Below are 25279 nucleotides of genomic sequence, written 5' to 3' on the forward strand. Positions count from 1 at the left end.
GGGAGGGGCATCTACACCCTCAGCACCTGCAACTTCGCCAGACACGGGGGTCCGGGCGGCGCGACGCGCAACGCCCGCCGGAGCGGCGAGGACGGCGGCCTCGGCAGCGGCCCCGGCCAGGGGAGGAAGACCACGGCGGCCAGCCCGACGAGGGCGGCCACCAGGGCGGCCACCGCCAGGCACATCGTCGTCGGGTCGGTGACGGGGGAGGCGGCGTGCGCGTCCGGGTCGGAGTACCCGCCCGCGGCGTCATGCGTGTTCGGGACGGGGTACCCGCCCGCGGCGGCCTGCGCCTCCGGAACAAAAACGGCGTGCGCACCGGCCGCGGACGCGGCGTGGGCCGCAGGGGCGGCCTGCGCCTCCGGAACGGGGTCGGCGTGCGCGACGACCGAGGCGGTGGAGACGGGAGAGGTGTGCTCCGTGTGCGTGGACGCGTGCCCCAGGGTGTGCATTCCCGCCACACCGAGCAGCACGGACACCAGGAGCAGCATCCGCACCCAGGCCAGGCCGGGGTGCGCGGAGCGCCCGCGCGCGGCCCTGCCCACGGCTCCCACCGTGGGTGCCGCGCCACGCGGAAGGAGCGGCGGAACACGGGCGTGCGTGCTCGTCACCAGCGCCTCCTCCCCTCGTCCTCCACCGCGCACGGCGGGTTCCGTCCGGTGCCCGGAATCCCGTCCGGACCGTCTCCACCAGGGTAGGACCGCCCTTCAAAGGCCCCCGACCGCCCCCGGCTTACCTCCTACCCCTATCGGGTAAAGGCGACCGCGGCCGCCCCCGCGCGGAGCACGGGGACGGCCGCGGTCCCGGCGGGCGCCGGTCAGCGGGCGCCGCTCAGGTGGTAACCTCCTCCATCTGCGCCCGCGCCGCCGCCTCGACGTTCTTCTTGATGTGCTCCATCTCGGTTGGGACGTTCTGGTTGTACTTGACGGTCATCTGCTCGTCGTCGAAGGGCGCGTCGGGCCTCATGGCGAACTGGTAGCTCCAGGTCAGCCGCACGCCCTCCGGCACCTGCTCGTAGTTCCAGTGGATCCGCACGTACTCGAAGCCCTCGGTCTGGACGCGGTGGGACCACGCCTCCCCCGCCTCGCGGTCCACGGTGCGCTCGGACACCCAGCTCCACACGCGCCCCTGCTTGTCGGGGTTCTTGGTGACGCGGAAGCGCGTGGTGTCGCCGTCCTGCTCCAGGACCTCCACCGAGGAGTGCCAGGTGAAGATCTGGGGCCAGGAGGCGACGTCGTTGGTCAGGTCCCAGACGAAGTCGTAGGGCGCGTCGATGACGACGCTGTGCTCGATGCTGCCGGGCACGGGATCACATTCCTTTCGCGGGGGCGGCGACGCCCCCGTTGACGAGGGTGGCCAGGGAGTCCGGGGAGGGCGCCGCCTCGGCGTCCGCCCCGAGCTTGCGGCCGACACGGCGCTCGATCTCGGCGACGATGCCCATGACGCCCAGGGAGTCGATCCCCAGTTCGTCGAAGGTGCTGGTGGAGGCGGTGGCGGCGTCGGTCCGGACACCGGCGCAGGCGGACATGAGTTCCACCAGCTCCTCCATCTCGATGTGTCTGTCGGACATGGGTCTCCTCGGAAATCTCGTGTGTCGGTTCGGGTCCCGGCGCGCGTGCCGCGTCGTGTGTCGGTCCGCGTGCCGGGTGCGGGTCTGTTCGTCGGTCCGGCCAGGGTCGGGCCGGTTCGGGTCAGGCCGGATCGGGTCAGGCCGGATCGGGGCGGGTCAGGACGACTGCGGAGTTGCCGCCGCCCAGGCCGCGCGACAGGACCAGCGCGGTGCGCAGGCGCGCGGCGCGCGGCACCCGCACGACCAGGTCCAGGCCGCTGGGCGCGTCGGGGACATTGGGTGTGGGCGGCACGACCTGGTGTTCCAGGCTCAGGACGGCGGCGGCCACGTCCAGTGCGCCCGCCCCGGCGTAGGCGCGTCCGAAGCCGGTCTTGGGCGCGGTGACGGCCACCCCGCCGGGGAACAGCTCGCGCAGCACGGCGGCCTCGTCGGCGTCGGCCTTGGGCGTGCCCACCGCGTCGGCGAAGACCACGTCCACGTCCTCGGGGGCGACGGCGGCCCGGCGCATCGCCTCCCGAGCCGCGTGCAGGAGTCCGGCTCCGCCCGGGTCGAACGATCCGACCCCGCCGAAGGTGCTCGCGTGCCCCGCGACCTCGGCCCGGATCCTGGCGCCGCGCGCCCGCGCGGCGGCCCCGTCCTCCACCACGGCGACGGCCGCGCCCTCGGCCGGGACGTGTCCGGCCGCCCCCTCGGTGAAGGGCAGGTAGGCCGTGCGGGGGTCGTCGCCTCGGCTGAGCACCTGGGCGCCCGCGTGGCAGGCCAGCGCGAACGGAGAGCCGATCGGGGCCTCGCTGCCGCCGACCAGCATCGCGGAGGTCCCGCGCCGCAGGGCCCGTTCGCTCTGGCCCAGGGCGTCGAGCATGCCCGGCTCGTCGGTGACCAGCACCCCGCACATGCCCTTGAGGCCGTTGCTGATGGAGATCTGTCCGGTGCTCGCCGCGTAGAACCAGGCGATGGACTGGTAGGGGCCGACGTGGTCGGGCCCCTTGCTCCACAGGGCCTCGATCTCGCGCTGGCCGAACTCGACGCCGCCCGTGCAGCTGCAGATCAGCACGCCGACCGCATAGGGGTCGGCTGCGGGGTCAAGCCCCGAGTCGCGCAGGGCCTCGCCGGCCGCGACCATCGCGAACCAGCTGAAGGCGTCGGTCTGGACGACGTAGCGGCCGTCGAGGTGGTCGTGCGGGTCGAAGCCGGGGATCTTCCCGCCCACGCGCACGTGGAAGCCGTCGGTGTCGAAGTCGGGGATCGGCGCGAGGAGCGAGCGCCCCTCCCGGACCGCCTCCCAGTACTCCGGGACGCCCACCCCGGCGGGCGAGACCGTGCCGAGTCCGGTGATGACCGTGCTCATACGCGCACCTCACTGCCCCGGTCCAGGACGACCGCGGACTGGAAGCCGCCGAAGCCGCTGCCCACGGAGAGCACGACGTCGGTGCGCCGCTCTCGGGCGGTCACCGGCACGTAGTCCAGGTCGCACTCGGGGTCGGGCGTGCTCAGGTTGGCCGTCGGCGGCACGACGCCGGTGTCCATGGCCAGCACGCAGGCGGCCAGTTCGATGGAGCCGATCGCGCCCAGCGAGTGCCCCACCATCGACTTGATGGAGGACATGGTCACCCGCCGCGCGTGCTCGCCCAGGGAGCGCTTGACGGCGTCGGTCTCGTGGCGGTCGTTCTGCACGGTGCCCGATCCGTGGGCGTTGACGTAGTCCACGTCGGTGGCCGGGCGCCGAGCCTGGTCCAGGGCGGTGGTGATGGCCCGCGCCATCTCCTGCCCCTCGCGGCGCAGGCCGGTCATGTGGAAGGCGTTGCCGTGGTTGGCGAAGCCCGCCACCCGGCAGCGGATCCGCGCGCCCCGGCGGCGGGCGATGGAGGCCTCCTCCAGGATGAGGACGGCCGCGCCCTCGCCCATGACGAAGCCGTTGCGCTCGCGGTCGAAGGGCCGGGAGGCGCGGGCGGGGTCGTCGTTGCTGTCGGAGGTCGCCCTGATGGCGTCGAAGCAGGCCATGGCGATGGGCGAGATCGGCGACTCGGCCGCTCCCGCGACGACCACGTCGGCGAGGTCGTCCTCGATGGCCTGGGCCGCGTAGCCGACGGCGTCCAGGCCGGACGTGCAGCCGGTGGAGACCGTGCGCACCGGTCCGCGCGCGCCGACCAGTTCGGCGATCTCCCCGGACAGGGCGCTGGGCGTCACCGCCCGGTACAGGTGGGGCGAGGCGGCCTCGGGGTCGACGACCCAGTCGGCGCCACCCCGGCTCATCTCGACGTAGTCCCTCTCCAGGCGGGTGGTGCCGCCGACCGCCGTCCCCATGCTCACGCCCACGCGCCAGGGCGAGACCTCGGACAGGGACGGGGCGCTGTCGGCCAGCGCCTCGGCGGTGGCGACGGCGGCGAACTGCACGTACCTGTCCATGCGCTCGGCCTGGCGCTCGTCCAGTCCGTGCGCTGCGGGGTCGAAGTCGACCTCGGCGGCGATCCGGGAGCGGAAGTCGGACGCGTCGAACAGGGTGACGTGGCGGGTGGCCGTGCGTCCCGCGGTGAGCATCTCCCAGAACGCGGCCGCGCCGATCGCTCCGGGTGCCACCACGCCGATGCCGGTGACGACTGCCTCGCGCCTCACTGCGCCTCCCCGGGGAGGTCGCGGGCCCGGCTCGGGTCCGGGGCGGGGGCTGCTCGCGCGCCCACTGCGGGGTTGTGACAGGGCAGGGTCATGCGGTGTTTCCTCCACATGGTCTGAGGGATGTAGAGAACGCGGCTTTCCTTTTCACGTTCGGTAGCGTGTGTATCACGCTGAGCCAAGCCTCCCGGAGATGAACGCGCTCCCACGCGCCACCTGGCCAGCCAGCTTCCGTCTCCCGGGCGCGCCCCGGCCGGGGCGCGCTCCGCCGGGCCCCGTGCGGGCCGCCCCCGCCCCGCACGGACCGCACGCCCCTGGCGGGTCGGGCTGCCCCGGGCAGGTCAGGTCTCCTCGGGCGGGTCAGGCCGCCTCGGTCTCGACCACCGCGTCGGGGCACTCCGCGGCGAGGGCGACGAGCGCCTCGTGCTCGGCCGGGTCCACCGTCAGGGCCCAGCGGACCTTGACCGTGGTCCACTCGGTGACGTAGCGGCAGTGCGCCTCCGCCGAGGCGGGCAGCCACTGCGCGGGGTCCTTGTCGGCCTTGGAGCGGTTCTGCGCCGCGGTGACCGCCACCAGCGCGACCGGTTCGCCCATGTCGTTGGCGTAGTCGCGGCGGCGGTCGGTGGTCCACTCCGAGGCGCCCGAGTCCCAGGCCTCGGCCAGGGGCACCATGTGGTCGATGTCCAGGGCGCGGGCCTCGGTGTGCGCGCGCCCGTCGTAGTAGGAATCCCACTGCCCGCCGCTCAGGCGGCACCGCTCACCGACCTCGGGCATGACGACGGCCTCCTCGATCAGGACCTCGGCGCGGGTGTTGCAACCGTCGCGGTCGGTGTCGGCCCAGTGCGGGAACAGGGAGCGGTCGTATCCCTGCCGGTTCTCGTCGGTGACGGGCAGACCGGCGACGGCGACGGCGAGCGGGACCGCCTCGGCGGCGTGCGCGGCGGCGGGCGCCAGTGCGGTGACGGGCGCCAGCACGGCGGCGGACAGGACGGCGGCGGTGATGCCCACGGTGGCGCGCACGCGAGCCCCCTTCGAATTTGACTACGGAGCGTCATTGATCGTTTCCGAAGAGTGCACGCGAATAACCCCCGGGCGCCCCGTCCCGCCGCGGACCGTGGAGCACACCGGGGCATTACGGGAGAGTCCGGCACATCGGCGCACCGGAATCGGTTCTGCCGTCCACAGCCTTCTGGTCAGGCGCTATCGGCTGAACCCGGATCGGGGGTCATCACCGCCCGCTCCGACCGGGACCCGGCGGCGGAACGGCCCAGCCCACTGAAAAGAATCGCCACCCCACAGGAGGCGACCACCGCGCACACCCCTGCCAACACACCGGCGGCGGGACGGCCCCCATCCGCTCCGGGACCCCACGGCCCCGCAAAACCGTCCGCCGCGCGCACCCGTCCCGGCGGTCGGCCCCGCGCGCACACCCAGACCGGTTCCGGCCAAAGCGGCCGCGTTGTCCACACATCCGCTCCCGGCCGTTCCGACGGAACCGACTTTGCCCTAATATGAAAACCATTATCGTTTTTGCTGACCCAGCGGGAGGAGAAACCAGGTGCGGCACGTGTCCCTCCCGCCCGGCGGTACGCGCCCGGCGCCCGACGGCGCGGTATCCGACGGCACGGCGTCCGAGAGCGTTGCGTCGGGGCGGACCGGCCCGGCCGGGGTCAGATGGCTGGCCACACGGGCGGGCACGGCCACCGCCGCGGTCGCCCTCGGCGTCTTCCTCGCGGTCTCCGCGGTGCTGGCCATCGGCCTGGGCTCGGCGGTGGTCCCACCGGCCGAGACGGTGCGCTACCTGTGGGCGGCCCTGAGCGGGGGCGTGATCCAGGCCGACGAGGTGGTCCGCTACCAGATCATCTGGCAGATCCGCACCCCCCGGGTCCTGCTCGCCGCCGTCGTCGGGGCCGGTCTGGGGGTCGTGGGCGTGGCCGTCCAGGCCATGGTCCGCAACGCCCTCGCCGACCCCTACATCCTGGGCGTCTCCTCCGGCGCCTCCGTCGGCGCGGTGCTGGTCAGCGTGCTGGGCGCGCTGTCCGCGCTCGGCATCCACGCGGTCTCCGCCGGAGCCTTCCTGGGCGCGCTGGGCGCGACGCTGCTCGTCCACCTCGTCGCCCGCTCCCCCACGGGGGTCACCCCCCTGCGCCTGGTGCTCACCGGGGTGGCGCTCTCCTTCGGCTTCCAGGCCGTGATGAGCGTGATCGTCTACCTGGCGCCGAGCAGCGAGGCCACCGCCACCGTGCTCTTCTGGACCATGGGGAGCTTCGGCGCGGCCACCTGGAGCTCCCTGCCCGTGGTGGCCGTCGTGGTGGTCCTGGGCATCCTCGTGCTGCGCGGCCTCGCGCGCCCGCTCGACGTGCTGGCCCTGGGCGACGAGACCTCGGCGAGCCTGGGCGTGGACGCGGCGCGGCAGCGCAAGGTCCTGTTCGCGGTGACTGCGGTCATGACCGGGGCCATGGTCGCCGTCAGCGGCGCGATCGGCTTCGTCGGCCTGGTCATCCCGCACATCGTGCGGATCGCGGTGGGCGCCGACCACCGGCGCGTGCTCACCGTCGCCCCGCTGCTGGGCGCGGTCCTCATGGTCTGGGTGGACCTCTTCTCCCGCGTGGTGGTGGCCCCGCGCGAACTCCCCCTGGGCGTCATCACCGCCCTGATCGGCGTACCGGTCTTCCTCGGCCTGATGCGCCGCCGCGGCTACCTGTTCGGAGGACGATGATGGACCTGCGCCTGGACGGGCTGTCCGTCGAACTCGGCGGCGCAAAAATCGTGCAGGACCTCTCCCTGGACGTGCCCGAGGGGCAGGTCGTGGGGCTCGTGGGCCCCAACGGCTCGGGCAAGTCCACGGCCCTGCGCTGCGTCTACCGGGCGCTGCGCCCCAGCGGCGGGACGGTGTGGGTCGGGGACGAGGACCTGTCCTCCCTGAGCCTGCGCCAGAACGCGCAGCGGGTGGCCGCCCTGACCCAGGAGAGCGGCACCGACCTCGACTTCACGGTGGAGGAGGTCGTCGCCCTGGGGCGCGCCCCGCACCTGCGCGGCAACCAGCCGCTCGACGCGCGCGAGCGGGAGCTGTGCCGCCGGGCCATGGAGCGCCTGGAGGTGGCCCACCTGGCCCACAGGGGCGTCATGGAGCTGTCCGGGGGCGAGCGCCAGCGGGTGCTGGTGGCCCGCGCCCTGGTCCAGGAGCCCAGCGTGCTGGTCCTGGACGAGCCCACCAACCACCTGGACATCCGCCACCAGATCGCGCTGCTGTCCCTGCTGCGGGACTCGGGGCTGACCGTCCTGGTGGTCCTGCACGACCTCAACCTGGCTGCGGCGGCCTGCGACCGGATCGGCGTGCTCCAGGAGGGCCGATTGGTGGCCGCGGGCACTCCCGACCGGGTCCTGACCCCCGCCCTGCTCCTGGAGGTCTTCGGTATCGAGGCCTCCGTCGTCCCCCATCCCCTGACCGGGGACCCCCAGCTGCTGTACCGGCTGCTCCCCGCCGTCGAGAAAGGCCTCCAGTGACACACCGGACACCCCTCGGGACCCGCGCGTCCCACCGCTCACTGCTCCCCCTGACCGCCGTGGCCGTCCTGGTCGCCGGGTGCGGAGCCCAGGTCGAGGAAGGGCAGGAGGCCTCGGCCGCGGGCACGGTCACCGTGCAGCGCTGCGGCGAGGAGGTGGAGTACACCACCCCGCAGCGGGCCGTCGCCTACGAGGCCGGGAGCGCCGACAAGCTGTTCGCCCTCGGACTCACCGACCACGTGCACGGGTACGTGATGCCCCCCGCCAACCCGCCGGTGGAGGAGTCGCCCTGGGCTGAGGAGTACGCCAAGGTGGAGTTCCTCAGCGACGACCTGCTCAACCGGGAACTGGTCGTGGACGCCGGGGCCGACCTCGTCGTCGCCGGGTGGAACTCCGGGTTCAGCGAGGAGCGGGGCATCACCCCCGAGATCCTGGACGGGCTCGGCATCCAGAGCTTCATGCACACCGAGTCCTGCTTCAACTACCCGGGGCACCCCGAGGAGGCCGCCCCGTTCGAGGGCCTGTACACCGACCTGGAGCGGCTGGGGAAGATCTTCGGGGTCGAGGACCGCGCCGAGGAGCTCGTCACCGACTACCGGGCGCGGGTGACCGCCGTGGAGGAGCAGGCCCCCGCCGGCGACCCGGTCCCCGTGTTCCTCTACGACTCGGGCACCGACCAGCCCTTCACCGCGGGCAGCCAGGTCCCGCCCAACGACATCATCAGCCACGCGGGCGGGGAGAACATCTTCGCCGACCTCGACGAGCGCTGGACCCAGGTCGGCTGGGAGGCGGTGGTGGAGGCCGAGCCGGAGGTCATCATCATCCTCGACTACGGCGACCAGCCCGCGCAGGAGAAGATCGACTTCCTCAGCTCCTTCCCCGCGATGTCGGAGGTCCCGGCGGTGGTCGAGGAGAACTTCTTCGTCCTGGACTACAACGAGGGCATCTCCGGTCCGCGCAACATCGACGGCCTGGAGAAGTTCGCCGAGTACCTGCGCGAGCTGGAACAGGGCTGATCCGCGCCCGCCCGCGCCGCTCCCCCTGTCCCGGGACGGCGCGGGCGGGCACGCATCGGTCTACGGGAACCAGCCGGAAGACCTCCGCGCCTGCCAACGGCGCGGGCGGGCACGCATCGGTCTACGCGGACCGTCCGGAGGACCCCCGCGCCCGGGAACGGCACGGGCGGGCACGCATCGGTCAGCGCGCGTCGCGGCGGGCCGGGGCCCGGCCGGAGTCCCCGGGCGCGGCGGGCCCGTCTGCGCTCTCGGTCCGGCGCACCGCCTCCCCGGCTGCGGCCGGGAGGCCGCGCGGGGTGAACACCGCCTCACGGGCGCGGGCCGGGGTGACCACCGCGCGGAGCGCGGGGTCGGTGAGCAGGACCACCGGGGCGATCCGGTTCGGCTCCAGCGGGTACCACCCGGGCAGGGCCCCCTCGATGGCGGCCCAGGCCTCGTCGGCGGCGCCTCTGGCGGCCAGCTCGCGGGCCGTGTCGAGGGCGCGCTCGAAGGCGGGCGGCTCCGGCAGCCGGCGGGAGGCCAACCACTCCCGCCGTTCGGCCTCGCCGGAGGGAAGGTCGAGGCCGGGCACGGCCCCGGCCAGGGCGCGTTCGGCGTAGGCCGCGCCTCCGGGGGTGTCCAGACCGGCGCTGTGCAGGTAGAGCGGCACCGCCTCGGCCTCGATGCGCCCGGTGCCGACCTCTGCGACCACGTGGGGGCGGTGCAGCAGGCCGCGCAGCCTGTGGTGCGTCCCCCGCATGTTGAGGAAGGCCGCGAGGACGACTTCGAGGTAGGCGGCGGCGCCCGATCCCTTCTCCTTGGCCCGGCGCAGGGCGTTCAGCGCCTCCTCCACCCGGCCCTCCAACGCGGCACGGCGGCCCCGGGCCAGGAGTTCGAGCGCTCCCTCCGGGTGTACCGGGCGCCCCTCCGCACCGAGCAGCTCCTCGAACGAGGCGCGTTCGGCGGCCACGAGGTCGGCGAAGGAGCGGTGGCGCTCCCCCGGGCCGGGGTACCAGCTCGACCAGGTGTAGGCGGCCCACTCACCGTCGGGGGAGACGTCGCCCGCGTCCAGCACCCAGTCCTGGGCGTCCCCTTCGGCCGAGACCAGCAGCAGCGGTCCGACGGGCCCGTCCTCCCCCGTCGCGGGGGACTCGTCCGCACCGCACTCGTCCTCCAGGTCGGCCGCCCAGCCGACGGTGGCGGTGGAGCGCAGGCCGTACACGAACGTGCTCGCGGGCCCCCAGCCGTCGGAGGCCTCCAGGAAGGCGCGGTATCCGGGCGGCAGCCGCCTGCCGAGCCGCTCCTCCAGCTCCGCGATCCGCTCCTCGGGTGCGCCGTCGCCCCCCAGCCAGGAGGCGGCGCGCTGCCGCGCGGTGGTCCCGGGGAGTTCGTCCTCGGTCAGGACCCGCAGCATGTCCGCGCTGTACCCGGACAGGTAGTCCCGCCACTGCTCGGCGGTGGCCGGGACGCGGGCCGACAGGTCGCGCACGATCCCCCCGTACGGGGAGGGCGCGCCGCCCGCCGTGTAGCGGTGTCCGTCGAACGCCTCGTAGGTGCGCCCCTCGGAGAAGAAGCGCACCCGGTTGAGCTGGATCTCGGAGCCGCCGCAGTTGCCGGTGATCTCCAGCCGCAGGTGCCGGTAGGGGGTGTCCGCCGCCGGGTCGGTGACGTGGAAGTCGCGGGCGTGGTGGCGGCCGGGGAAGAACTCGTCGGAGCGGGTGTCGAGCACGACCCAGGTCCGGCCGTCCGCCGAACCCTTGAGCGTCCAGTTCCGGGGGTCGCGGTCGGCGAAGTCGTTGGCCGAGACCAGGACGTAGTGCCGGACGCTGACGGGCTCGGCCATGGTGAACTCCAGCCAGTCGGCGTCGCGCCAGCTCAGCCACTTGGAGGAGGTGTCGTCGAGGAGGTTGGCGGCGACCTCGCCCGCACGCGCGTGCTCGTTGCCCGCCCGCACCTCGCGCACCCCGCCGGTGGCCTCCTGCCCGCTCCCGGCCTCCGCCAGGTCGATGGTGCGCAGGGCGACCGCACCGCCGCCGCCCTCGCGGTCGGCCCAGGTGATCCGCGCGGCCGGGGAGCCGCCGTCCTCGATGAGCAGCCGCAGCTCCTCCTCCCCGTCCGCGCCCTCGACGGCGAACCTGTGGACGGGGCGGTCGGTGAGCCGCTCCACCAGCCGTCCCCGCCAGGCGTGGGACGCGCCGTCCGCGGTGGTCCGCGTGCCGGTGAACGTGGTCATGCCGGGATCGAACCCGGCCACCGCCTCCGCGCCGTCGAGGTCGCGCCAGCCGAGCTGGGCCAGCGGCACGGCCCCGCCGGGTTCGAAACCGACCACCAGCCGGTGGTCGGACGACCACTCCCCCGTCTCGGCCCGCTGCCGCTCGGTGCGGAAGACGCGGACGGTCGGGTGCTCGTGCATAAAAGCTCCTACGGTGAGGGGGTTCGGGGAGGGCGGCCGGGGGCGCCGCCCGCGGATCCGCGAAGAGGCTACGCGTGCGGCCCGACATTTCGGATGTCCCTCGGACGCCTCCCGGGCACCGCCTTCAGCCGCGCGGCGCGCCCCGTCCGTCGTGGTCCCGCGCCTGTGGCGGGGTCCGACCGCCCGGACTCGCTACAGGCACAGGATCACCGCAGGTCGAAACCCTCGCGTCACACCGGCTGTGTCACACCGGCTGTGTCACACCAGCTGTGTCACACCGGCGACGCTTCCGGCCGGACCGGATCCGGTACCCGCCGGCGAACGCCCTCAGCGCTCCTCGGTGTCCTGGACGTCGGCGGTGCCCGGCCCGTGGTCGGGAAGCGCGGAGCCCGAGGTCGCCTCCCGGTGCAGCCGCAGGAACTCCAGGTGCCGCTCGTACTCGTCGAGGATGTTGCCGATGAGCTGCTCCTTGGTGTAGCCCATCACGTCGTAGCCCTGGCTGCCCTCGGTGAGGTAGACCTCGAAGCGCACGTAGGTGTCGTGCTCGGCCAGCGAGCGCATGGCGAACGCGGGGGTGGGCACCTCCATCGGCCACACCCGGTAGCTGAACTCCTCCTCCTCGCCCATCGGCGCCCGCAGCTCCAGGTAGGCGATGCCGACGGCCTCGTCCACCCCCTCGCTCACCGACGCCTCCGCGCCCTGTTCGCGCAGCTCCTCGGCGACCTCCCGGAACGCCGGACGGCACACGTCCCGGACGAACCGCTCGGCCGCCCGCCTGCCCGGGAAGCTCACCGCCCGCCTGACCCGCTGCCGCCAGTTGCGCTCGGGCCCGCGCCGGTCGCCCGCGGTCCGGTCCGACAGCGACGAGGACAGGGTGGTCCGGAAGGCGTCCTTGCGGAACTTCTCGACCCGCAGCGCCTTGAACAGGCCCCACATGATCACGAACATCACGAACGAGAACGGCAGGCCCATGATGATGGTCGCGCTGGTCAGCGTGTCCACCCCGCCGACCAGGAGCATGGCGAGGGTGAGCAGGCCGGTCGCCGCCGACCAGAAGACGCGCAGCCACGGGGAGGCGTCGGTGAGCGGCGTCGGCAGGTGGGAGCTGAGGTTGCCCATCACCAGCGCGCCGGAGTCGGCGGAGGTGACGTAGAAGAGCAGTCCGACGACCGTGGCGAGCCCGGCGCTGAACAGGACGCCCGGGTACTGCGCGAGCAGCGTGTAGAAGCCCTGTTCGGGCTGGTTCATGGCGGCCTCGCCGAACGCGGCTCCGCCCCCGCGCACGACGCTGAGCGCGCTGTTGCCGAAGAAGGACAGGAAGGTCAGCGTGAACAGGAGCGGGACCACCAGCGTCGCCGCCACGAACTGCCGGATGGTGCGGCCGCGCGAGATCCGGGCCAGGAACATCCCCACGAACGGCGCCCAGGCGATCCACCAGGCCCAGAAGAACAGCGTCCAGGCGTTGAGCCAGTCGGTCGGCGGGTCGTAGGCGAAGGTGTTCAGCGTCATGGAGGGGAAGCGGCTGAGGTAGTCGCCGATGTTGAGGACGAGGGCGTTGAGCAGGTAGAGGGGGTCCTCGAAGACCAGCACGTACAGCATCAGGACGACGGCGAGCACGACGTTGATCTCGGACAGCCGCCGGATGCCCCGGTCCACGCCCGCCACCGCCGACATCGTGGCCACGAGCACGGCGATGATGATCAGGCCGAGCTGGGCCGCGACGCCCTCGGGGATGCCGAAGAGGAAGTTGAGCCCGTAGTTGAGCTGTACGACGCCGATGCCGAGCGACACGGAGATGCCGAAGATGGTGCCGATGACGGCCGCCAGGTCGACCGCGTCGCCGACCGGGCCGTGGATGCGCCTGCCGATCAGCGGGTACAGGGCCGAGCGGATGGCCAGGGGCAGGTGGTAGCGGAAGGAGAAGTAGCCCAGGGCCATGCCCATCAGCGCGTACATCGCCCACCCGGTCACGCCGTAGTGGAAGAGCGTCCACACCACGGCCTGGCGGGCAGCCTCGACGGTCTGCGCGTCGCCCTCGGGCGGCGCCAGGTAGTGGCTGACCGGCCCGGAGACGGAGAAGAACAGCAGGTCGATGCCGATGCCCGCCGCGAACAGCATGGCCGCCCACGCGAACACCCCGTAGTCCGGCTTGGAGTGCTGGGGGCCGAGCTTGACCCTGCCGTAGCGGGAGAGCGCGATGACCACCACGAACCCGAGGTAGAGGGTGGTGGCGAGGAAGTAGTACCAGCCGAACACCTCGGAGATCCACGTCACGACGGCGCCGATGGTGTTCCCGGCGTGCGCGGGCGCGGCGATCGCCCAGACCGAGAGCGCGACGATCAGCACGGACGAGCCGTAGAACACGACCGGTTTGAGGCGGCTCGGGCCGTGCTCCGCCTCCTCGGTGGTCTGCGGTCCGGTTCCCGGCTCCGGTCCGGTCTCCGGGTCCGGTACGACTCCCGGTTCCGGTTCGCGGTCCGGACGGTGCTGCCCTCCGTCGGTGGCCACCGTTTCACCTCTCGTTCGTGCGGTACCGGAAGCGGCTCCCCGGGGACGGCGCCGGGGGGAGGCGGCTCACCGGATCACCGGTTTCGGAAGTCCACCGCGCCATCTTCACGGATCGCCCGCCTGGGGTCGGGAACCCCATGAACGGCGGCGTGGCGCGGCGGTGTGCGCGGTCGCGGCGGCGGGCGGACGGCCGACCGGGGGCGTCGGCGGCGATCGGGGCGCAGGCCGGAGGCGGTGGACAGGACCGGGGCCCGGGCCGAACCCGGTTCCGAAAACCGTGGGAGGACTCGGTTCCGGGAAGGGAAAAGGAAGGAGAGGGAAGGAAACAGTGGCCTCCAGGTGAGGTCTAATGCCGCCTCCCCGCCGCGCCGGGATTGGTCCACCTCCGGCCGGTGCGGACCACACGCGCGGCGGGGCCGGGTCCTTCCAGCTCCCGTCCCTCCGTGTCCGGTGACCCCTCCCGTACCGCACGGCGAACGGCCCCGACCGGTCCTGCGGCCGGTCCGGTCGGCCCCCGCGCCCCGCCCCGGCCCGGGGACCCGTCTCCTCGTCACGGCCCGCTTACCGGCCTCCCCGAGCGGGAAACCCCTGTTCCAGAGGGACACCGGGCGCCGCGTCCTCAGGGACTCGACGCCCGCGGCCCTCCCTCCGCAGTCGCGAGCGCTCACCTTCGCCCCGGGCAGGTACCGGCCCGGGCCTCCCCCGACGGATTCCCGCTACCGTCCCGGCCCTGCGCGCCGGGACGCGATCCATGACGAAGGACCCGCACATGCTGAACCGCAAGTACGACACCCCCCGCCCCCGCAACCGGCACCGGCTCCGCACCGCGGCGGCGCTGGCCGCCGCCACCACCCTCTTCTTCGGCCTCATGCCCGCGGGCACGGCCAGCGCCCACGGCTACATCTCCAACCCGATGAGCCGCCAGGCCCAGTGCGCCGCGGGCATCGTCCAGTGCGGCGGCATCCAGTGGGAGCCGCAGAGCGTCGAGGGCCCCAAGGGGCTCATGCAGTGCAACGGCGGCGTCGGCCGCTTCGCCGAGCTGAACGACGACAGCCGGGGCTGGCGGGTGACCGACGTCGGCCGCGTCCAGACGTTCGAGTGGACCATCACGGCCGCGCACTCCACCTCCACCTGGGAGTACTTCATCGGCAACCACCGGGTGGCCGTGTTCAACGACCACGGCGCCCGTCCGCCGTGGTCGTTCAGCCACACCGTGGACCTGTCGGGGTACAGCGGACGGCACACGCTGCTGGCCAGGTGGAACGTCGCCGACACCGGTAACGCCTTCTACGCCTGCGTGGACATCAACATCCGCGCTTAGCGGCCCGACGGCCGGTGGGCCCGCCCGGCCCGGCGGAGGCGGCGCGAACGCCGTGCGATCCGTCGGGCCCGGGCGGGCCGCGTTCCCCCGGTCCCGGCGGGCGGCCCAGAACCGGTGGTGGCCCCCGTCCCGGGCCCGGTGGCGGGCTCTGCACCCCCGGACCGGCGTCCGGGCCGTGTCTCAGTTGGCGGACCAGTCCCGGACGGACAGCTCCTCGGCCAGTTCCATACAGCGCTGCCGGGCCGGGGAGAAGTCGTAGGGCATCTTGCCGAAGGCTTCGAACGCGCTCATGGAGCCCGGCTCCCGCCTGCAGGAGCCGGAACCGGCCCCGTCATCGGCGGGAGCGGGGTGCAGAGCGTCCCAGGCGTCGAAGAGGGCGTCGTCCTCCTCCTCCAGGCCCGACTCCTCGATGACGGCGTGCAGGGCGCCTTCGAAGGCGTGCCGTTCGGCGGCCACCCGAGCCACCCGTGGATCATCGACGGCGACGCTGTCGTCGAGTGCCTCCTCGGCGTCATTGAGGCGGTCGGACTCCTCCCGCAGAGCGGGATGCGTGGCCAGCGCGATGAAGCGGCCGGCCCGGACGGCCGCGCCGAGCGGGCCGAAGACCCGCTCGGTGACCAGCAGATCATCCAGGTCCGCCTGGTGCAGGGAGCCCTCGGGCAGGCTCTTGAGGCGTTCGGTGACGAAGTCGGAGAGCAGGCCCATCCGGCTGCCTTCGGTGCGCATCCGTTGCACGGCGGTCCGCTGCCGCCGCAGTTCCGCCTCCTGCTCGGCCAGGCTCTCCTCCAACCGCTCCAGGATGCCCGCGATACCGTCTGCGCCCACGGCGTCAGCGTCGGCGTCGGCGGAAGCCGTACCGGTGGTGAAGGAGTCGCGGATGTCGTCCAGGGCGATCCCGGCGTCGGCCATCCTGCGGATCCACAGCAGGCGGATCATGTCCTCGTACCCGTAGCGGCGGCGGCCGTCGGCGCCCCGCTCGGGCTCGGGGAGCAGGCCGATCTCGTGGTAGTGGCGGATCGCCCGTGGCGTGCTGCCGACGAAGGCCGCCGCGTCACCGATCTTGACCTGGCGGGGCGGTGTGAAGGACAGGGGCATGAGCAGGGTGGCTTTCCTCAGGGGAGCGGGACGTGGGTCCACCAGACCACATGCCGCTACGGAAGATGCAACCCCGCGCACCGCCCCGTGCCGCTGCCGGGGAACGCGGCCGGATACCGAGCGGACGGCACGCGGGGGGTGTCCCCGCTCCGGCGACCGTTCGCGGTCACCTAAGCATCGCGCCGCGCCCTGATGCCCGCCAGGATCAGGTCCATCGTCTGGTCGAAGTAGGTGTTCTCCACGGCCAGGGCGTCCGCCTCCGACACCGCGGCGGCGACGGCCTCCTCGTGCTCCTGCTCGCGGTCGGACTTCATCGCGCGCATGGCGACGGCGGAGGTGGCCGCGCCGAGGATCTGGTTCGACACCGCCCGGATGGCGACCGCCTGCGCCTCCCCGTCCCCTCCGTACTCCCCCAGCGCCTCGATGATGCGCCTCGACAGGGCGACGGCGTTCGGGCCGATCAGCGGCCGGGAGCCCGCGAACTCGGCGGCCCAGGTGTGCGCGGTCAGGGCAGCGTAGAACCGCAGGGCGGTCTCCTTGAGCGCCTCGTCCCAGGGGGCGCCCGGGGGCGGCGGCACGGAGGCGGCCCCGGCCAGGACCTCGTCCACGGCCAGGTCCACCAGGTCCTCCCGGCGTTCCACGTACCAGTACAGGCTGGTGGCGTGCACCCCGAGCTCGGCGGCGACCTTGCGCATGGTCAGCGCGGACGCCCCCTCGCGGTCGAGCAGGTCGATCGTCGCGGCGACGATGCGTTCGCGGCTGAGGGCGGGCTGGGACCGGCGACGGCGCTGCGGGCGGTGAAAGACGCTGTCGAACTGCTGGTCGGATCCTGGAGTTGCCATGTCCGACAGCATACTAGGAATCATACGTTGTAGGTTTCTCTCCAACAGTGTATGTTGCTCGGCATGGCTACCGACAGCTCCCTCACGAGCCCCCAGACCTTCGCCCCCTCCGAGTTCCACGCCGAGGCCCCCGACCAGTCCCGTACGACGGTCACCGACCCCCGCGGCCTCACCGCCTTCCTCGTGATCGCCTTCGCCTTCTCCTGGACCGCCTGGTGGCTCGGCACCCGCCTGCTCGGCGGCGCCGACCCGATGCCCGCCGTGATCGTCGGCAGCTTCGGGCCGATGGTGGCCGCGGCCGTCGTCACCGCGGCCACGCAGGGCCGCAAGGGCGTGGGCGCGCTCTTCCGGCGGCACTCGCTCCGGCGCAGGGGCGGCGTCATGCCCTACGTCATCACCGTGCTGATGGTCCTGGCCCTCGCGGGCTCCGCGGCGCTCCAGGTGTACCTGGGCCAGTCGACCCTGGACGAGGCCCAGCTGTTGGCGGCGCTGCCGACCCTGCCCGTCCAATTCCTGGTCATCGCGCTGGTCGGCGGCGGCAACGAGGAACTGGGGTGGAGGGGCTTCGCGCTGCCCCGCCTCCAGGGCGTGCTCTCCCCGCTGGCCGCGAACGTCCTGCTCGGCGCGGTCTGGGCGATGTGGCACGCTCCCCTGTTCGCCATGCCCGGCACGCTCCAGTCGCAGATGTACTTCCCCGCCTACGCCCTGCTCTGCGTCGGGTTCACGGTGATCCTCGGCCACGTCTTCAACTCCGCCCGCGGCGGCGTGCTCGCCGCGATCATCACCCACGCCGCGATCAACGTCGTCTCGGGCGTCAAGGCCGTGGCCGTGGGCGACCCGGCGAGCGCGCCCGAGGTCGCCATGGTCGCCCTGCTCGCGGTGCTCCTCGCGGTCTGCACCCGCGGCCGCCTGGGACTGCGCCGTTCCGACCGCCCCCGGGGTTAGCGCCGACGGGAGTCCCAGCACACCTCAGGAACCCGGACGAACGCCGCCCGGGGCCGCCGAGAACACGGATCACGTGGTCGGCGGCCCCGGGCGGGCTCGGTGTTGGGGCAGTCGGTGACGACCGGGGGCCGTCAGCGCGCGGCGAGCACCCGGCCGACCTCGTCGGCGCTGGCCAGGGCCCGGTCGTGCTCCTGCTGGGCGAGGTCCTTGAGGGGCTCCATGCCCGGCGTGGTCGCGGCCAGGGTGAGTTCGCGCTTGATGACGGTCAGGTCGGCCTGCCAGATGTCGCCGACGACGCGCTCCAGGTAAGGGGTGGAGTGGTCCCAACCCTCGCGGGGGGTGCCGGGGCCGTAGCCGCCGCCCAGGGTGGTGGCCAGCACGGTGGGGGTGTCCTTCAGCAGCGGGTTGGCGGGGCCCGCGCCCGCGATGACCAGGTCGGCCCAAGCCTTGAAGTGCTGGGAGACGCCGAAGTTGTACAGCGGCACGGCCAGGACCACCGCGTCGGCCTCCTGGAGTTCGGCGGCCAGTTCGGCCGCCAGGGCCAGGGCCCGGACCTGTTCGGGGGTGCGGTCGGCCTCGTCCGTGCCGGAGCCGATGGTGGCCAGCGCCCAGGCGTCGGCGGGCAGCGGGTCGGTGCCCAGGTGGCGGCGGTTGACGGCGCCCTGCGGGTGGGCGGCGGTCCATTCGGCCTCGACCCGGTCGGCGATCTCGGCGCTGCAGGAGACGGTCGGCAGGATGCTGGCGTCCAGACGGAACAGGTTCATCGGACTCTTCCCCCAAGGGTGTTCGGGTTCGCGGTATGCGGAGCACGGCCACACGGCCGGACGGTCCAGCTGTCCGGGTGACCCACGCACCACTATAAACGGACTTTACCCCGCTTAGTGTTCCCGGGGTAGATTGTCCGTGTGACTTCGCCCCTGGTGCCCTTCGGGAAGGAGCGCGGCGAACGCGCGGACGCCGCGCGCAACCGCGAACGCCTGCTGGAGACAGCCCGCGCGATGATCGCCGAACACGGAACACGGCAGGTGACCATGGACGGCCTCGCCGAACGCGCGGGACTGGGCAAGGGCACCGTCTTCCGCCGCTTCGGCAGTCGCGCGGGCATCTTCGTGGCCCTGCTCGAAGACGCCGAGCGCCGCTTCCAGGAACAGGTGCTGTCCGGACCGCCGCCGCTGGGACCGGGCGCCGACCCCGCCGAGCGCCTGATCGCCTACGGGTGCGCCCGCATCCCCTTCCTGCTGGAGCACCACGCGACCGCCCGGGCCGCCGTGGACCGCTCCCTGCCGGTACCGGCGGGCGCGGTCGGTATGACCCAGCCCCACATCCGCATGCTCCTGGGCCTGGCCGGCCTGCCCGCGGACCGGCTGTACGGCCTCTCCGTACAGCTGACCGCCGCACTGGAGGGGCCCCTGGTGCTGTACATGTCGACGGACGAGGTCGCCGCCCCTCCGGAGCCGGACGCGCCCAACCCCCTGATCGACGGCTGGCGGTTCCTGGTCGAACGCCTCCTCGGGGACTGACCGGCCGCTCCTCGCCTCACGGTTGGGACCCACCCGGGCCGGGCGTCCGGCTGGACCCGGGCGGACGATTCCATGCGATACCGGATACCGGTCGGACGATGGTCCACATGAACGATGACCAGCGGCGACACACGACCCCGGCCTTCTCCGGCTCCGGCCGCACCGGCGGCTCCCTGGAGGCGATCCGCGCGGCCCTGACCCACTCCGGCCCGGCCGGTGCCGCCCACTGGCTGGGCACGCGGACGAAGCCGTGGCCGCAACAGGCCGACGCCCCGGAGCCGGTCGGCGCGGAGCCCGTTCAGGAAGGGGCGGCCCAGCGGTGGCCCCTGCCGAGGCGACGGCCCGGGAGCACCGGCCGGTAGGCGCGGGGAACGCGGGCCGCCGCCGCTGGGACCGGGCGCCGACCCCGCGCGGCGCCCGGTCGCCTACGGGTGCGCCCGGGCGGGCTCGGGGGTCAGGGCCGGTCCCGTCCGGCGCGTACGCAGGCACACCACGAGCGCGATCACGGCGACGGTGACGGTGGGCACGAGCAGGACGGGCGACCCCGCGCCCGCCGACCGGTCGGCGATGTAAGCGCCGATGTCGGTGTGCAGGGCGATGGCGAAGAGGAAGGTGAGCGTGTTGAGCAGCGCGTGGTCGACGGATGTCATGCGCCGACGGAGCCCGTGACCCGACCAGGCGGCGGGGAAAGGCACCGCCGGTTGGACCCGTCCCCGGCCGTCCAGCCGGGTCCGCCCGCGCACGGAAAGCCTGGGAGGTCAGGGCACCAGACCGTGCAGGGGCGCGGGGTCGAACCCGGGCTCGTTCGGGTCGGCCAGGTAGGACACCACCGCGCCGGGGACGACCAGGACGCGGTGTTCGACCTCGCTCTGCCAGGACTCGGTGGGTTCCGGCACGCGCTCACCGTCGAAGCCGACGCGCGTCCACGCGCCCTCGGGTGTCTCCCCGCCCTCCAGAGGCCGGACGGACAGAGCCCTGACCTGGTGTCCGGCGTCGTCGCCATCGATGTGGGGCACGGCCAGCGCCGCACCCAGCACCTGCGCCCGTCCCATGTCCCACCACAGGTCCGGGTCCCGGTCGACCCGTGTGCGCTCGACGACCTCGCCGTCGGCGTCGGTACGCAGGAGCAGAGCGGGTGCGTCGTCCTCCCGGTCGCGCACCACCACGGCGCCCTCGGTGTCGATCGCCAGCAGGCGGTCGTCGGCTCCTTCCGGGGTTCGGGGGCGGGCTTGGACGGGGGCGCCGTCAGCCAGGGCGAACACTCCGCCGCGGGTCACGGCCACGGGTTCTCCCGCGCTCCCCTCCCGGGGCCCGCTCACGCCGGGCGGACCGGCGATGAGCAGGTCCTGCGGGGCCCAGTCGTGGCGCCACACCTGCTCTCCAGTGGCGCTGTCGAGTGCGATCACGCTCTCCACCGCGTCCTCGGGCACGTCCATGTCCGCGAGGGTGGCGTTGAGGTACTCCTCCACCACGTCCGGCCGGTCCAGGCACAGACGGGCCACCAACACCCGGTCACCGTGTCCGCGGATCCCGCCGTTGTCGGCCCATCGGCACATGCGGCCCTCGGGTTCGTCCCGCAGCGGGAACTCCCAGAGGCGTTCGGTGGAGTCCGTGGCGTGGGCGACCACCGCGGGACCGCCCTGCCCGGGAACGAGGGCGACACGCACGTCCGGAGTGAGATGGAGAATGTTCAGCGAGTCCTCCCCACCCTCCCGTACCAACTCGGGCATGGGCGCGTCGCGGACCACCTCGCCTGTTCCGGCGTCCAGCACGACCATCGTCCGGGTCTCGGGCTCGGGCTGGGCCTCGGCCACATGCAGCAGGTAGGCGTACCGCTCCTGCCCCGCGAACACCCCGGTCCGCACCTGCCGCGCGTAGGGCAGCCGGTAGGTCCACAGCTCCTCGCCGGTGACCCCGTCCAGGGCCGTGAAACCGTCGGCGTAGCGCACGACCGGTCCGCGCGGCCCGCGTTCCACGCCCAGCACGGGATGCTCGGGCTGCCAACTCCACCCCACCCGGCTCACCGTGTCCGGAACCGGTGCGGGTTCACCGGCCGCCCCGGCCACGGTGTGGTCGACCGTGAGGGCTCGGGTCAGAGCGGGGGTCAGCACCCAGACCAGGACCACCGCCAGGGCACCCGCCACGAGGCCGGTGAGCAGGCGCTTCCAGCGGCGCAACGGCAGGACGGGGCCCGAGAACGCCAGGAGCAGCACCAGGCCCAGGACGACGAGGCAGACTCCGATCCACAGCGCGGTCACCGCGTCGGGGAACATCCGGTAGCCGTCGTTGCGGACGGCCGGAACCAGGTGCCGGGTGGGGAAGGCCGCCCACACCAAGGCCAGTCCGGCGAGGACGACCGCGGCACGCGTCAGCACGCCCGTGACACCCGGCTTTTCGGGAGGGTCGGCGGAGGCGTACGCGGAGGAGGCGAGCGAGAGCGCGCCCACCCCGAAAGCGAGGACCAGAGCCGCCCACACCGGGAGCGACAGGCTCTGCCCGTAGGCCACCTCGTGCCCGGAGAAACCCACGATCCTGGGAACGGTGAGGACCAGGGCACCGGCGAGCACCGCGATGCCGCTCCAGCCGAGTACGTCCCTGAGTCGCCCGCCCACCGATTCCCCACCCCGTCCGCGTCCCGCCCACATCCGGCCAGGGCAGTCTAGGAATCCTGTTCCGGCGTGCTCACGGCGGGTGGGACACCGCAGGAGCCGTGCGGTCGGGCGACTGGGCACAGGGGCGGGCGCGGAGGTCAGCCGCCCAATGCCGAGTCCTGCTCCGGCCGGTCAGCGGTGGTCGCGGCTCATCAGCGCGACGACCTCCCCCGCGGCCCGGCGCAGCGGCCTCCTGCGCAGCCACATCAGGTGCACCGGCATCGCCAACCCGTTCTTGAGGTTGACGAACTCCAGCACCCTCACCCTCCCGGCCGCGACCGCCTCCCGCACCTCCCCCAAGGGCAGGTTGGCCCATCCCGCGCCGCGTTCCACGAGCCCCAGCGCGGCCTCCACCGAGTCCACGTGCCACCGGGCGTCGGATACCAGGAGCCGACGATCGGCGACCGCGTCGTCGGGACCGGCGACCACGATCTGGCGGCTGGCGCCGAGGTCCTCCAGGCGCCGCAGGTCGGCGGGCAGGCCGGGGGTGTCCGCGGTGGCCGAGACCACCGCCACGAAGACCTCGTCGGTCACGTTGGTGAAGACCTCCTCCCGGTCCACGTCCGGGGCCGCGGCCAGCAGCGCCAGGTCGGCCCGCTCCCGGTGCAGCATCTCCCGGACCCCGTCCTGGGGCGCCCGGAGCAGGTTCACCCGCAGCAGGGGGTAGCGAGCACCGACCCGGGCCAGGGCGTCCAGCAGGTCCCGGTCCGGCACACCGGCGGCCACGGCGACGGTGAGTGTGCTCTCCAGGTCCCGCGACAGCTCCACGGCGTGGACCTGCAACAGCCGCAGCCTGCTGGCGACGGACCGTGCGTGGGGCACCAGTGCCAGGGCCCGCGGGGTGGGCACCGCCTCGCGGCGCGACCGGTCGAACAGGGGGTAGCCGAGTTCGGCCTCGATGTTGGCGATGCCCATGCTCACGGCGGAGGGCACCCGGCGCAGCGCGCGGGCCGCGCCGGAGAAGGAGCCGTGGTCGACCACGGCCAGGAACAGCTCGATGCCGTCACTGGAGAGAGCCATACAATTGTCAGCTTTTCTGAAGGGACCTGACTTTTCTGTTCAGTAGCCCTGAATATAACGTCTTCCCCCGTTGACCGACGGAACGGGAGTGTGTGTGCTGTGCAAGGTGTGAAGCGCAAGCTGGTCTACGTGGGCGGATACGAGATTCTGGGGCTCGCGGTGGGCACCGCGGTGATGACGCTGTTGACGGGCGAGTCACCGGCCACCACCGGGCCCTTGGCGCTCATGATCACCTGCGTGGCGACGGTGTGGAACCTGGTCTTCAACTACCTGTTCGAGGCGTGGGAGCGGCGCCAGCGCGACCGCACGCGCACCGTGCGCCGGCGCGTCCTGCACGCGGTGGGGTTCCAGCTGACCCTGGTGTGCTTCCTGATCCCGCTCATCGCGTGGTGGCTGGAGATCACGCTGTTGCAGGCGTTCGTGCTGGACCTGGTCTTCATCGTCTACATCCCGTTCTACACCTTCGCTTACAACTGGGCCTTCGACAGGATCTTCGGCGTTCCCAGCTCGGCGGTGAACGAGGTTCAGCAGGAGGAGCCGGTCGGTTCCGGGCGTTCTGACTGAGGCACGCGCCGTCGAACGCGCGCCCGCGGAACCCGTACCGGTGGCCTCCGCCCGGCGGGCCGCCCGGGACGGTGCGGCCCCCGATCGCGCGGCGCCGTCCGGCGTTTGAGCGACCGGACCGGAGCGGGCGGCTCCTCGGCAGGGCGGGCGGCCACGCGCACGCTCGACGGCTCCGCCCGCGGCCGTTCGACGTCACGGCCCGACCGCGAACTGCGGCCTAGACGACCGGCCCCGCGAAACCGGACTCGCCGTCGGACGCGCCGCCGGGTGCGGCGACACCGGTGACCGCACGGCCGCTGCGCAGGAAGGAGGCGGCCACGGCCGCCGGTTCGTCGAGGTATCCGGCGACCATCGCGCCGTCGCGGAGCAGCATCAGGTCGTCGGCGACGTCGCCCGCCTCCCTGTGGCCCAGCGGCGCGGCGAGCCGTTCGAAGGCCCCCCGGCACCAGCGGCGGTGCGCGTCGACCGTCCGCCGCACGGGGCTGTCCGGGTCCGGGTACTCGGCGGCGGCGTTGATGAACGGGCAGCCGCGGAACCCGGGCGCGCAGGCCATGATCCCGACCTGCTCCGCGATGAGCCCCAACGTCGTGTCCACGTCGCCTTCGCCGCGTGCGATGGCCGCGTCGACCCCCTCGCGTTCGAGCGCGGCGCGGCGTTCGAGGTAGGCGACGATGAGGTCGTCCTTGCTCTTGAAGTGGCGGTAGAACGTCACCTTCGTCGTGGCGGCGCCGTCGATGACCTTGTCGACGCTCACCGCGCGCAGGCCGTGTGCGTAGAACAGCTCGGTCGCCGCCTCCAACAGGCGTTCACGCATGGGATTGGCCATGGGCGGAATCATATGAGCTCCTCCGCGGGCTTGTGGACCGGCGTCCCCGCGCCTACACTCGCCACTAAGTAGAGTTACTAGTCATTCTACCTAGGGAGCCGTTCCCGTGTCCGACCGCGCGCCCCGCCCGAGACCGGCCACTCCATGGCCGGACCCCGCGACCGCGCACGGTGGGGACACGAGCGACGCACCCGGACCGGACACCGGCCCCGGACCACCGGGGCCACTCAGCGAAAGAGCACCCCATGACCACCGCGACCAGCGCCAACACCGACAGCACCGACAGCACCGACAGGATCGGCATCGCCCGCGGACTGCGGAACCTGTACTACGTCCGCTTCGGGTTCGCCGTCGTCTGGGCGGCTCTGCTCGCCCTGACCGCCTCCTCGCTCACGCCCGTCAGCATCGCCCTGCTGGTGCTCTACCCGCTGTTCGACCTCGCCGCCGCCGTGGTCGACTTCCGCAGGTCCGCGGCGGCGCGGCCGACCGCGGGGCTGTACGCCAACATGGCGCTGAGCCTGCTCACCGCCGTCGGCCTGGGCCTCGCCGCCGCCTCCGGTTCCTCGGCCGTGCTGGCCGTGTGGGGCGTGTGGGCGATCACCGCCGGGGCCGTGCAGCTCATCGTCGCCCTCATCCGCTACAGGCTCGGCGGCCAGTGGGCGATGATCCTCAGCGGCGGCATCTCCACGTTCGCCGGTGCGGGGTTCCTCATGCAGAGCGGAGCCCCGGACGCCCCGCTGACCAGCCTCGCCGGTTACGCCACCCTGGGCGGGATCTTCTTCCTGGTCTCCGCGATCCGCCTGCACCGCGTCGCCGGGAAGTCGGCCTGACACGACGGCCGCCTCCGGAGTCGTCAGCACCGCTGGGGGGCCGGTCGGAGGAAGGAATCCGC

The 25279-nt window shown here is 73.2% G+C and carries 24 protein-coding genes; 9 read left to right on the top strand and 15 right to left on the bottom strand.

Features of this window, described 5'->3' with window-relative positions; all coding sequences use genetic code 11:
• Nucleotides 1-11: 11 nt before the first annotated feature.
• From AC0VX6_RS25410 to AC0VX6_RS25435, 6 genes are all read right to left on the bottom strand, one after another.
• Nucleotides 12-611: a DUF6153 family protein gene (locus tag AC0VX6_RS25410; protein ID WP_475466389.1), complete on the bottom strand. Its 600-nt coding sequence runs from the start codon at nucleotides 609-611 to the stop codon at nucleotides 12-14.
• 220 nt (nucleotides 612-831) lie between these two features.
• Nucleotides 832-1305 (bottom strand): SRPBCC family protein, encoded by a 474-nt coding sequence (locus AC0VX6_RS25415; protein ID WP_274975002.1) that lies wholly within the window; start codon nucleotides 1303-1305, stop codon nucleotides 832-834.
• A 4-nt stretch (nucleotides 1306-1309) separates the two neighbouring features.
• Nucleotides 1310-1570 carry an acyl carrier protein gene (locus tag AC0VX6_RS25420; protein WP_274975003.1) on the bottom strand — a complete coding sequence of 87 codons (261 nt, stop codon included), beginning with the start codon at nucleotides 1568-1570 and terminating at the stop codon, nucleotides 1310-1312.
• A 136-nt stretch (nucleotides 1571-1706) separates the two neighbouring features.
• On the bottom strand, nucleotides 1707-2918 hold the full coding sequence (locus tag AC0VX6_RS25425; RefSeq protein WP_274975004.1) for a beta-ketoacyl synthase N-terminal-like domain-containing protein: 1212 nt from the start codon (nucleotides 2916-2918) through the stop codon (nucleotides 1707-1709).
• The gene (locus AC0VX6_RS25430; protein ID WP_475466392.1) at nucleotides 2915-4183 is read right to left on the bottom strand and encodes a beta-ketoacyl-[acyl-carrier-protein] synthase family protein; all 1269 of its coding nucleotides are present in this window, start codon (nucleotides 4181-4183) and stop codon (nucleotides 2915-2917) included. Before AC0VX6_RS25430 ends, AC0VX6_RS25425 begins: the two co-directional genes overlap by 4 nt.
• 357 nt (nucleotides 4184-4540) lie before the next feature.
• On the bottom strand, nucleotides 4541-5200 hold the full coding sequence (locus AC0VX6_RS25435; RefSeq protein ID WP_274975006.1) for an HNH endonuclease family protein: 660 nt from the start codon (nucleotides 5198-5200) through the stop codon (nucleotides 4541-4543).
• 538 nt (nucleotides 5201-5738) lie between these two features.
• Here AC0VX6_RS25435 and AC0VX6_RS25440 point away from each other — a divergent pair.
• From AC0VX6_RS25440 to AC0VX6_RS25450, 3 genes are read left to right on the top strand one after another with little or no spacing between them, the layout of a single operon-like run.
• The gene (locus AC0VX6_RS25440) at nucleotides 5739-6899 is read left to right on the top strand and encodes a FecCD family ABC transporter permease (protein WP_475466395.1); all 1161 of its coding nucleotides are present in this window, start codon (nucleotides 5739-5741) and stop codon (nucleotides 6897-6899) included.
• Entirely contained in the window at nucleotides 6899-7687 is a 789-nt protein-coding gene (locus tag AC0VX6_RS25445; protein WP_475466396.1) for an ABC transporter ATP-binding protein, read from the top strand. Before AC0VX6_RS25440 ends, AC0VX6_RS25445 begins: the two co-directional genes overlap by 1 nt.
• A complete protein-coding gene (locus AC0VX6_RS25450; protein WP_475466398.1) occupies nucleotides 7684-8703 on the top strand; it encodes an ABC transporter substrate-binding protein in 1020 nt (339 codons plus the stop codon). The genes AC0VX6_RS25445 and AC0VX6_RS25450 overlap by 4 nt, the downstream gene beginning before the upstream one ends.
• A 181-nt stretch (nucleotides 8704-8884) precedes the next feature.
• On the opposite strand, the gene AC0VX6_RS25455 is transcribed toward AC0VX6_RS25450, so the two are convergent.
• Nucleotides 8885-11095, bottom strand: coding sequence for a discoidin domain-containing protein (locus AC0VX6_RS25455; RefSeq protein WP_475466400.1), 2211 nt, complete (start codon nucleotides 11093-11095; stop codon nucleotides 8885-8887).
• 327 nt (nucleotides 11096-11422) lie between these two features.
• A complete protein-coding gene (betT, locus tag AC0VX6_RS25460; RefSeq protein WP_475466402.1) occupies nucleotides 11423-13603 on the bottom strand; it encodes a choline BCCT transporter BetT in 2181 nt (726 codons plus the stop codon).
• 769 nt (nucleotides 13604-14372) lie between these two features.
• Here betT and AC0VX6_RS25465 point away from each other — a divergent pair.
• The gene (locus AC0VX6_RS25465) at nucleotides 14373-14924 is read left to right on the top strand and encodes a lytic polysaccharide monooxygenase auxiliary activity family 9 protein (RefSeq protein WP_274975011.1); all 552 of its coding nucleotides are present in this window, start codon (nucleotides 14373-14375) and stop codon (nucleotides 14922-14924) included.
• 180 nt (nucleotides 14925-15104) lie between these two features.
• On the opposite strand, the gene AC0VX6_RS25470 is transcribed toward AC0VX6_RS25465, so the two are convergent.
• Together AC0VX6_RS25470 and AC0VX6_RS25475 are read right to left on the bottom strand one after the other, a co-directional pair.
• A complete protein-coding gene (locus tag AC0VX6_RS25470; protein ID WP_475469442.1) occupies nucleotides 15105-16019 on the bottom strand; it encodes a MerR family transcriptional regulator in 915 nt (304 codons plus the stop codon).
• A gap of 170 nt (nucleotides 16020-16189) precedes the next feature.
• Entirely contained in the window at nucleotides 16190-16873 is a 684-nt protein-coding gene (locus AC0VX6_RS25475) for a TetR/AcrR family transcriptional regulator C-terminal domain-containing protein (RefSeq protein ID WP_475466405.1), read from the bottom strand.
• Nucleotides 16874-16912: 39 nt separating this feature from the next.
• On the opposite strand from AC0VX6_RS25475, the gene AC0VX6_RS25480 reads away from it, so the two are divergent.
• Nucleotides 16913-17806: a CPBP family intramembrane glutamic endopeptidase gene (locus tag AC0VX6_RS25480; protein ID WP_475466406.1), complete on the top strand. Its 894-nt coding sequence runs from the start codon at nucleotides 16913-16915 to the stop codon at nucleotides 17804-17806.
• A 131-nt stretch (nucleotides 17807-17937) separates the two neighbouring features.
• Here the strand turns inward: AC0VX6_RS25480 and AC0VX6_RS25485 are convergent, their stop codons facing one another.
• On the bottom strand, nucleotides 17938-18570 hold the full coding sequence (locus tag AC0VX6_RS25485) for an FMN-dependent NADH-azoreductase (protein WP_475466408.1): 633 nt from the start codon (nucleotides 18568-18570) through the stop codon (nucleotides 17938-17940).
• 141 nt (nucleotides 18571-18711) lie between these two features.
• Here AC0VX6_RS25485 and AC0VX6_RS25490 point away from each other — a divergent pair, with 141 nt between their 5' ends.
• Both AC0VX6_RS25490 and AC0VX6_RS25495 read left to right on the top strand, forming a co-directional pair.
• Nucleotides 18712-19326 carry a TetR/AcrR family transcriptional regulator gene (locus tag AC0VX6_RS25490; RefSeq protein WP_274975015.1) on the top strand — a complete coding sequence of 205 codons (615 nt, stop codon included), beginning with the start codon at nucleotides 18712-18714 and terminating at the stop codon, nucleotides 19324-19326.
• A gap of 107 nt (nucleotides 19327-19433) precedes the next feature.
• Nucleotides 19434-19688, top strand: coding sequence for a hypothetical protein (locus AC0VX6_RS25495; RefSeq protein ID WP_475466410.1), 255 nt, complete (start codon nucleotides 19434-19436; stop codon nucleotides 19686-19688).
• A 63-nt stretch (nucleotides 19689-19751) separates the two neighbouring features.
• On the opposite strand, the gene AC0VX6_RS25500 is transcribed toward AC0VX6_RS25495, so the two are convergent.
• The 3 genes from AC0VX6_RS25500 to AC0VX6_RS25510 all read right to left on the bottom strand — a co-directional run bounded on the left by AC0VX6_RS25500 (nucleotide 19752) and on the right by AC0VX6_RS25510 (nucleotide 22997).
• Entirely contained in the window at nucleotides 19752-19976 is a 225-nt protein-coding gene (locus AC0VX6_RS25500; RefSeq protein WP_475466411.1) for a hypothetical protein, read from the bottom strand.
• A 108-nt stretch (nucleotides 19977-20084) separates the two neighbouring features.
• A complete protein-coding gene (locus tag AC0VX6_RS25505) occupies nucleotides 20085-21938 on the bottom strand; it encodes a hypothetical protein (protein ID WP_475466413.1) in 1854 nt (617 codons plus the stop codon).
• 171 nt (nucleotides 21939-22109) lie between these two features.
• Nucleotides 22110-22997, bottom strand: a complete 888-nt coding sequence (locus tag AC0VX6_RS25510; RefSeq protein WP_475466415.1) for a LysR family transcriptional regulator — start codon at nucleotides 22995-22997, stop codon at nucleotides 22110-22112.
• A gap of 99 nt (nucleotides 22998-23096) precedes the next feature.
• Here AC0VX6_RS25510 and AC0VX6_RS25515 point away from each other — a divergent pair, with 99 nt between their 5' ends.
• A complete protein-coding gene (locus AC0VX6_RS25515; protein WP_475483705.1) occupies nucleotides 23097-23561 on the top strand; it encodes a PACE efflux transporter in 465 nt (154 codons plus the stop codon).
• 217 nt (nucleotides 23562-23778) lie between these two features.
• Here the strand turns inward: AC0VX6_RS25515 and AC0VX6_RS25520 are convergent, their stop codons facing one another.
• Nucleotides 23779-24387, bottom strand: a complete 609-nt coding sequence (locus tag AC0VX6_RS25520) for a TetR/AcrR family transcriptional regulator (RefSeq protein ID WP_475466420.1) — start codon at nucleotides 24385-24387, stop codon at nucleotides 23779-23781.
• Between the two features lie 245 nt (nucleotides 24388-24632).
• Between AC0VX6_RS25520 and AC0VX6_RS25525 the strand changes: the two genes are divergently transcribed.
• Nucleotides 24633-25217, top strand: a complete 585-nt coding sequence (locus AC0VX6_RS25525) for a hypothetical protein (RefSeq protein WP_475466422.1) — start codon at nucleotides 24633-24635, stop codon at nucleotides 25215-25217.
• Nucleotides 25218-25279 lie beyond the last annotated feature (62 nt).

This window comes from Nocardiopsis sp. iso_25 (assembly GCF_056173305.1).

What these genes read in the sequence shown, in the direction of transcription:
- AC0VX6_RS25500 (WP_475466411.1), bottom strand. Translation starts at nt 19,976, where the DNA reads ATGACATCCGTCGACCACGCGCTGCTCAACACGCTCACCTTCCTCTTC.
- AC0VX6_RS25525 (WP_475466422.1), top strand. Translation starts at nt 24,633, where the DNA reads ATGACCACCGCGACCAGCGCCAACACCGACAGCACCGACAGCACCGAC.
- AC0VX6_RS25455 (WP_475466400.1), bottom strand. Translation starts at nt 11,095, where the DNA reads ATGCACGAGCACCCGACCGTCCGCGTCTTCCGCACCGAGCGGCAGCGG.
- AC0VX6_RS25470 (WP_475469442.1), bottom strand. Translation starts at nt 16,019, where the DNA reads ATGCCCCTGTCCTTCACACCGCCCCGCCAGGTCAAGATCGGTGACGCG.
- AC0VX6_RS25445 (WP_475466396.1), top strand. Translation starts at nt 6,899, where the DNA reads ATGGACCTGCGCCTGGACGGGCTGTCCGTCGAACTCGGCGGCGCAAAA.
- AC0VX6_RS25465 (WP_274975011.1), top strand. Translation starts at nt 14,373, where the DNA reads ATGCTGAACCGCAAGTACGACACCCCCCGCCCCCGCAACCGGCACCGG.
- AC0VX6_RS25420 (WP_274975003.1), bottom strand. Translation starts at nt 1,570, where the DNA reads ATGTCCGACAGACACATCGAGATGGAGGAGCTGGTGGAACTCATGTCC.
- AC0VX6_RS25475 (WP_475466405.1), bottom strand. Translation starts at nt 16,873, where the DNA reads ATGCTGTCGGACATGGCAACTCCAGGATCCGACCAGCAGTTCGACAGC.
- AC0VX6_RS25510 (WP_475466415.1), bottom strand. Translation starts at nt 22,997, where the DNA reads ATGGCTCTCTCCAGTGACGGCATCGAGCTGTTCCTGGCCGTGGTCGAC.
- AC0VX6_RS25425 (WP_274975004.1), bottom strand. Translation starts at nt 2,918, where the DNA reads ATGAGCACGGTCATCACCGGACTCGGCACGGTCTCGCCCGCCGGGGTG.
- AC0VX6_RS25480 (WP_475466406.1), top strand. Translation starts at nt 16,913, where the DNA reads ATGTTGCTCGGCATGGCTACCGACAGCTCCCTCACGAGCCCCCAGACC.
- AC0VX6_RS25485 (WP_475466408.1), bottom strand. Translation starts at nt 18,570, where the DNA reads ATGAACCTGTTCCGTCTGGACGCCAGCATCCTGCCGACCGTCTCCTGC.
- AC0VX6_RS25495 (WP_475466410.1), top strand. Translation starts at nt 19,434, where the DNA reads ATGAACGATGACCAGCGGCGACACACGACCCCGGCCTTCTCCGGCTCC.
- AC0VX6_RS25520 (WP_475466420.1), bottom strand. Translation starts at nt 24,387, where the DNA reads ATGGCCAATCCCATGCGTGAACGCCTGTTGGAGGCGGCGACCGAGCTG.